The organism is Actinoalloteichus spitiensis RMV-1378 (assembly GCF_000239155.1).
Classification (GTDB): domain Bacteria; phylum Actinomycetota; class Actinomycetes; order Mycobacteriales; family Pseudonocardiaceae; genus Actinoalloteichus_B; species Actinoalloteichus_B spitiensis.
This window is the reverse complement of sequence record NZ_AGVX02000369.1, coordinates 1-6,850: the sequence shown is the minus strand read 5'-3', so window position 1 is coordinate 6,850 and position 6,850 is coordinate 1. Positions and strand designations below refer to the sequence as shown.

Genomic DNA, 6,850 nt, shown 5'->3' with positions numbered 1-6,850 from the left:
ACCACGACTCCTTAGTCAGGAGCTACGAAAAAGGTAACGGGGCTGGCGGAGCGGTCAGCGGTGCTCGGCGGCCAGCTCCACCAGTCCCGCCCGGTCGGCCCGGCCCGTCTTGGTGATCAGGCTGGCCACGTGCTTCTCCACGGTGCGCGGCGAGATGTGCAGGCGGGTCGCGATGGCCTTGTTGCCCAGCCGGTGCACCAGCAGTTCCAGCACCTCGAACTCGCGGGAGGTGACACCGAGTTCCCGCAGCCCCACCGGGACCCGGTCGGTGCCGGCCCTGCGTTGCCGCACCGGCGCTCCCACCTGGCGCAGCAGCGCCCGGCAGGCGCTCGCCGGGGCGGCCACGCCCCGCTGGTGGAAGTACTCCTCGGCCTGCCGCAGCCAGCCCGCCGGCTCACCCCACCCACCCTCGTGGGCGGCCTCGGCGACCAGCCGCAACCCCAGTGCCCGGCCGAGGGGGTAGGGCTCCGCCGCGTCCAGGGCCCGCCGGGCGGCGTCCTCGGCCCGGCCCGCGTCCCCGTCCCGCCCGTGCAGCACCGCCGTCGCCAGCAGCACGAACTGCCGGTTCCACCGCATCCCGCCCGCCGGGGCGGCGGTCACCTCCGCGTGCTCGGCCCAGCCGGCGTCCCCGGCCACCACCCGCAGCAGCAGGTGCAGGCCGTGCTGCCCGGCGAGGAAGAAGGTGGTGGGGTTCTCCGCCTGCGCCGCGAGGACGGCGGCGAACTCGGCGCCGGCCGCCGCGTGGTCCTCCTCCACCAGCGCGCACACCGCCCTGGCCAGTCCCAGGGCCAGCGGCTGCTCCTGCGAACCCGGGCCGCCGTGCCGGGCGAACTCCGCCAGTTCGCGGTCCATGCCCGGCCGGTCGGCCCGGTGCGCGGCCAGGACCGCCCTGGCCATGAGCACGTAACGGACGACCGCCGTCAGGTGCAGCCGGGTGGCGTCGGCGAGCACCGCGTCCAACCGGTGCTCCGCGACCTCGTGGTCGCCTCGCAGAACGGTGTCCAGGGCGAGGATCGCGTCCACGTTGACCGCCAGCGGCAACGCGCCCACCCGCAACGCCTCCACCCGGGCGTGGGCCAGGACGCTGGTGTCCCCCTCGGCGAGCCAGGCGTTCCCGGCCAGGCCCATCAACGCGTAGATCCGCCAGATCGGCAGCCGGTGTTCCTCGGCCACCCGGCGGGCGCGGTCGAAGTGCCGCCACGCCTCGTCCAGGTCCCGTTCCCGGGCGACGGTGCCGATGGTGCGCCACGCCTGGCAGGCGATGACCGGCAGCGATACCCGGTCGGTGGCCGCCACCGCCCGCCGGGCCAGCTCCTCGGCCTCCCTGGTCCGGTGCCGTCCGGGCGCGTTCAACGCCAGCGACGCGGCCACGGCGTCGACGGGGGCGGTGTGCTCGGGGGCCGCGTGCTCGCCCAGGAGCCGGCGGGCCTCCCGCACCTGGGCGATCCCGTCCTCCCAGCGGCCGGCGATCTGGGTGACCCAGGCGAGGCGGACGTGCAGGGCGGCGCGGCGGGTCCGGTCGGCGGCGGTGTCGTAGTCGTCGAGGGTCCCGGCGAGTTCGAAGGCCCGTTCCAGGTTGCCCGCCTCGGCCAGCGCGTAGAGCAGGGCCTCCACCACCTCCGCCCGGCTGGTGGCGTCCCCGTGGTCGGCCAGCAGCCGTTCGGCCTGCTCCAGCAGGGTGATCGCGGACTGCGCGGCCCCGTCGGCCAGGGCGCGCCGGCCGGCCTCCAGGTAGTGCCCCGCCGCCACCGAGGTCTCCCCGGCGGCACGGCGCAGCACCGCGGTGAGCTGGCACCACTCGCCCGGCAGGTCCGGGTGCAGTGCGGTGACCACGTCGGCCGCCCTGGCGCTGAGGGCGGCCCGGTCGGTCGGGGTCAGCCGGGCCAGCAACGCCTCCGCCGTCAACGGGTGCTGGAAGGCGTACCAGTCGGGGCCCCGGTCGTCGGAGGCGACGAGTTGCGCGGCCACCGCCGACTGGAGGTGGCCCAGCAGCGTGTGGTCGTCCATCCCGGTGACGCGTTGCACGATGGACAGCGGGAACCGGCGGCCGAGGACGGCGGCGGCGGAGAGCAACGCCTCCCCCTTGGGGCCGAGCCGGTCGGCGCGTTGGGTGATGCTGCGCACCAGGGTGTCGGGCACCTCGGTGCGCAGGGCCCGCACCAGCTGCCAGCCCCCGGCGCCCGGCACCAGCCGGCCCGCGCTGACCATGCCCCGCAGCAGTTCCTCGACGACCAGCGGGTTGCCGGCGCTGTCCTCCCACAACCGGTCGGTGACCTCGGTCGGCACCCGCTCCGGGTCGCTGTCCAGGCAGGACGCCGCGAACACCCGCACCTGCGCCGCGCCGAGCCGTTCCAGGTGCAACGCCCGGCCGGTGTGCCGGCGGGTGGCCGAGTCCGCCAGGTCCAGCGCCGCCCCGGGTTCGGAGCGGACGGTGGCCAGCAGCACGCCGGGCTGGAGGTCGAGGTTGTCGCACAGGTACTCCACGACCGCGAGGGTCTCCAGGTCCGCGTCGTGAAGGTCGTCGAGGACCAGCAGGCAACCCCGGTCGCGTCCCACGACCCCCATGAGCCGCAGCAACGCCTCGGCCAACACCACGAACGAGGCGTCCCGTTGCGTGTCGCCGTGGTCCCAGTCGGGCACCAGCCGCCCCAGGACGGGCCGGTAGGGGCCGAGTTCGGCTTCGATGGCGGACGCCCCGCCCCGCACGAGGGAGAGCAAGGCCTCGGCCAGCGGCCGGAACGGAACCGAGGGCCCGAACGATCCCGCCCGGCCGCGCAGCACGACCATGCCGGCCTCGTAGGCGGTGCCGACCGCCTCGGCGGCGATCCGGGACTTGCCGATCCCGGGTTCGCCGACGACGAAGAGCGCGGAGCCACGGCCCTTCCTGGCGTTGGCCAGGGCGTCACCGAGCTCCGCCAGCTCCGTGTCCCGTCCGATGAGGAGTGGCGCACGGATCCGCATACCCGGACTCTAACGACCCGGTCTCGGAGAGTGCGGGCTCGTTCACGGATTCGCAACGTCGGTGGTGGGGCGGCGCGGTGCGCCTCAGAGCTGGGTTCCCGGGGCGCTGACCGTGGTGATCGGCGGCAGCCCGGAGGTGACGATGGCGCTGAGGGTGAAGCCGGCGAGGACGCTGACCCGGGCCCCGACCGAGAGGCGGGTGGGCGTGCGGGCCTCGCCGATCGGGTCGTCGTCCACCGTGGTGGGGGCCGGCGCCACGGGCAGCGCGTCGTGGTCGGTGCCGGCGGGGGCGGTGGTGGGGCGGCGGTGCTCGGCGCTCATGGCGTTCTCCTCGGGGTGTCGGCGGATGCCTCGTCGGACGGGGAGGTTCTCGGGGAATCGGGAATCGGGGGTCGGAGTCGGGGGTCGGTGATGGCTGGTGGCTGGTGGGTGGTGTGGTGTCCGGCTCCGGGGGTGTTCCCGGGAACCGGACGTCGGGGTCGGGGCGCGCCGGTCAGGGACCGTCCTGGTGGGGCCGCCCCCGCGCCCGCCGCTCCACCTCCTCCGGCGCGGGCGGAGCCCCGGCGGCGGTGCCGGTACCCCACCTGGCGGCGGTCGACGGCCGGGGTCCCGGGTGCAGGGCGAGCACGGAGGGCACCACCTCGGGCTGGGCGAGCCGCAGCAGCCCGTACCCGATGCCGGCCAACCCGGTCAGCAGCCCCGGGGTGGGCAGGCCGGACGGGGTGCCGCACCGAGGGCCGGTCCGGTCCAGGGCGCCCAACACCCGGGCCTGTCCGCGTTCGGCGGCGCCCAGCAGGTCGGGGCGACGGCGGGTGAGGGCGGTCAACGCCTCCACCACGCCCAGTTCCCCGTGGCAGGGGGTCAGGTCGGCGCGGGCCTCCCGCCCGGTCAGCGCCTCCAGCACCGCGTCCGGCAGCGGGTCGGCTCCCGCCGACGCGCCGGGCGGGCCGCTGCCCGCGCCCGCCCACGCCAGGGCCGGGCCGGCGATGCCGTGGCACCACGCGGTACCACCGCGTGCCAGCAGCTCCCGAGTGGCCGCGTCCAGCAGCGCGGCACCGGAGGTCGTCAGCGACCGCCGCGCGGGCAGCACGGCGCCGGCCCGCAGCAGGGCCCACCCCACTCCGGCAGTGCCGTGCAGGAACGACGGATCACCCCCGCCCGCCGACGGCCCACCGTCGGCGCCCGCGTCCCCGGCCGCCTGGGGCGGGAACCGGTCGGCCAGTCGGGAGACCACCTCGGCGGCCTCCGGGGCTCCCGTCTCCTCCCGCACCGCGGCCAACGCCGCCACCGCCCCCGCCCACCCGGTCGCCAGGCCCAGGCCCTGCGCGGGGGCCACCCCCTCGGCGCCGGACCCGGCGGTGCGGGCCTCGGCGGTGGGGGCCTCGGCGGTGCGGCCGACCAGCAGCAGCGAGCGGTCCAGCCAGGAGCGGAACTCCGGGTCGCCGAGCAGGGTGGACAGCCGCGCCAGGGCGTAGCTGATCCCGGAAATCCCCTGGAAGGCCCCCACCCCGGCGGTGGCGGCGAGAGCCGGTTCGGCGTGGAACGCCGCCAGCAACGCCGGCAGCGGGCGCACCGCGCGGCGGGCCAGCTCGGCGTACCGGGGGATCCCGGTGAGCGCGCCGAGCTGGGCGAGGAACACCGCGACCCCGCAGTAGCCGTCACCCAGGCCGGCGCCCATCGGCAGCACCGCCCAGTAGCGGTCGTCCACCGGCTGCAGCCCGAGCCAGTTGGCCCGCCGCCCGTCGTGCTCGGCGGTGGCGACCAGTGAGTCACCGATCGCGCAGGCCGCGGTGAGCAGGCGGTCCACGTCGGGGACCACCAGGGCGGTGGCGCCGGCGGGGACGGGCACCGCGCGGTGGGACACCGCCGTGGTCCGGGTGTCCAACGCGGCCCGGATCAACCACTCCTGGTTGCGCCGGTCCACCTCGTCGAGCGCGCGCACCTTGCCGAGGACGGCGTCCAGGCCGGCGACGGGCAGCCGGTCGGGCACCACCCGACCGGAGCCGGTGTGGACGTCCCGGCTGTCGGGGGTGGTGGTGAACAGCGGAACATCGCCCCGCCACAGCTCCGCCACCTCGCAGGCCACCAGGTCCCGCAGTTCCGGGCTCTGGGACAGCACCGCGAAGGCCCGGTCCCGGTCCGCTCCGGAACGCACCGCGTCCGGGTGGGTCGATTCGGCCAGCAAGGTCGCGTAGACGCTGGTGTCGCGGAACACCACCCGCTGCTCGGCCCCGGCGCAGTCCCGCAGCGGCCCGCCGTCGGCCAGCAGCTCGGCCCGGTGCGTGAGAACGGCCTCGTAGGTCGCGCGGAACCCGCCGACCAGACCGTCGACGTGGGCGGCCGGTTCGACGTCCGGCGCACCGGGCAGGCCGGGCCGGTTGCTGGCGGCCTCCACGGTGCCCGGCACCCGCTCCAACCGCATCGTGTCCCGTCCGGCGTCGACCCACCGCACCCCGTCGTCGGGATGCCGCGCGCCGGGGTCACCCCCCAGCCCCGACAGGTCCACCGCCCCCTCCGGCCCCAGCAGCATCCTCGGGAGCAGCGCGGTGCGGTGCACCGAGGCGAGCAACGCCGTCAACGCCGGATCACCGCCGGTGGTGGTGCCGGGTGGGAACGCCGGGTGGAACAGGGTCTCCACGTCCACGACCACCGGGTGCTCGCCGTGCGCCACCAGGTTCTCGTAGTGGACGTCGGTGCCGTCCACCAGGTACAGCAGGGCCAGCAGGGCGCCCTGCCGGCGGTAGAAGCGGTCCACCCCGGTCAGCTCGGCGCACGGCCGGTGCTCGACGAACTCGGCCCACCCGTAGCCCCGGCCGGCCAGCTGCCGCACCGCGCGCAACCCCAGGCCGGGTACCCGGGCGTCGACCCAGTCGACCAGGCGGGTGAAACGGAGGGACAGGTCGACAGGGCGCGGCTTGTAGACGATCCGCCGGCCGTCGGCGAAGTGGAGCACGGCCACGGTCCGCCCGCCCCGGTGCCGGTCCCCCATGCCCGGGGTGACCCGGACCAGCGGACCGGGGTCGCCGCCTCCGAGCAGGGTGGCGACGATCGACGCCCGGTCCCGCGCATAGCGGCCCAGCAGCTCGGCCGCCGCCACCCGGTCCTGGGTGATCGTCTGCGCCAGCAGCCGGGCCAGCACCGGGTACCGCCGGACGAACCCGGTCAGGCCGGGCCTGGTCGCCGTGGCGGTGAGGAACGCGGCGAACCGGGACTCGGCGCTGCCGCCCGGCAACGCGCCCCGGACGCGGGCGTGGTGCAGGTCCAGGACGAGGGCACGGGCGGCGGTGCGGACCAGCCGGGCGCGGGTGGCCGCGAGGAATCCGGCGTGGACGGTGTCGGCACGGACCACGGTCGGGTGGGAGGGCGTGGGCAACGCGGCGGCGAGGTGATCGGCGGCCACCGACAGGAACGGCTCCAGGGCGGGCGCCAGGCACAGGACGTCCCCCGGTGCGGCCGCGGCGCCGGCCCCCTCCGACGCCGCGACCTCCCCCCGGGCCCGGACCGTCCCGTCGGCGGCCCGGGACGACTCCGACGCGGGGGAACCCGCGCCGTCACGAGCGGGCGCCTCGGGCGCGGCGGCCAGCACACGCTCGACGACCTCCGCCCAGTCCGGGCGGTCACCGGGAACAGTCGGGGCCGTGGCACCCTCCCCGCCCTCCGGCGGCCGGGACGCGGCCCGCTCGGCGGCGGAGAGCGCACCGGCCCACCACCGCGGGTCGAGCGGCTCCGCGGCCGGGCTGAGTGTCGGTGAGGCGGTCACGGCAACACCGTGGCACGCACCCGCGACCACCCACATGGGTGCGAACCCCCCATATTCGCGGCGGCGCCCACCGACCTCCCGCCGTAGCCGACCGCACCGGACGACCCCCTACCCCCTCGGGAAGCGGCC

At 76.8% G+C, this 6,850-nt stretch carries 3 protein-coding genes; all 3 read right to left on the bottom strand.

Annotated elements, in window-relative coordinates:
• Positions 1 to 54: 54 nt before the first annotated feature.
• Positions 55 to 2,961 carry a helix-turn-helix transcriptional regulator gene (locus ACTIDRAF_RS35350; protein WP_016699815.1) on the bottom strand — a complete coding sequence of 969 codons (2,907 nt, stop codon included), beginning with the start codon at positions 2,959 to 2,961 and terminating at the stop codon, positions 55 to 57.
• Positions 2,962 to 3,045: 84 nt separating this feature from the next.
• Complete coding sequence (locus ACTIDRAF_RS0216420; RefSeq protein ID WP_016699814.1) at positions 3,046 to 3,282, bottom strand: hypothetical protein; 237 nt, start codon at positions 3,280 to 3,282, stop codon at positions 3,046 to 3,048.
• Between the two features lie 172 nt (positions 3,283 to 3,454).
• Positions 3,455 to 6,721 carry a type 2 lanthipeptide synthetase LanM family protein gene (locus tag ACTIDRAF_RS29295; RefSeq protein WP_016699813.1) on the bottom strand — a complete coding sequence of 1,089 codons (3,267 nt, stop codon included), beginning with the start codon at positions 6,719 to 6,721 and terminating at the stop codon, positions 3,455 to 3,457.
• Positions 6,722 to 6,850: the final 129 nt, after the last annotated feature.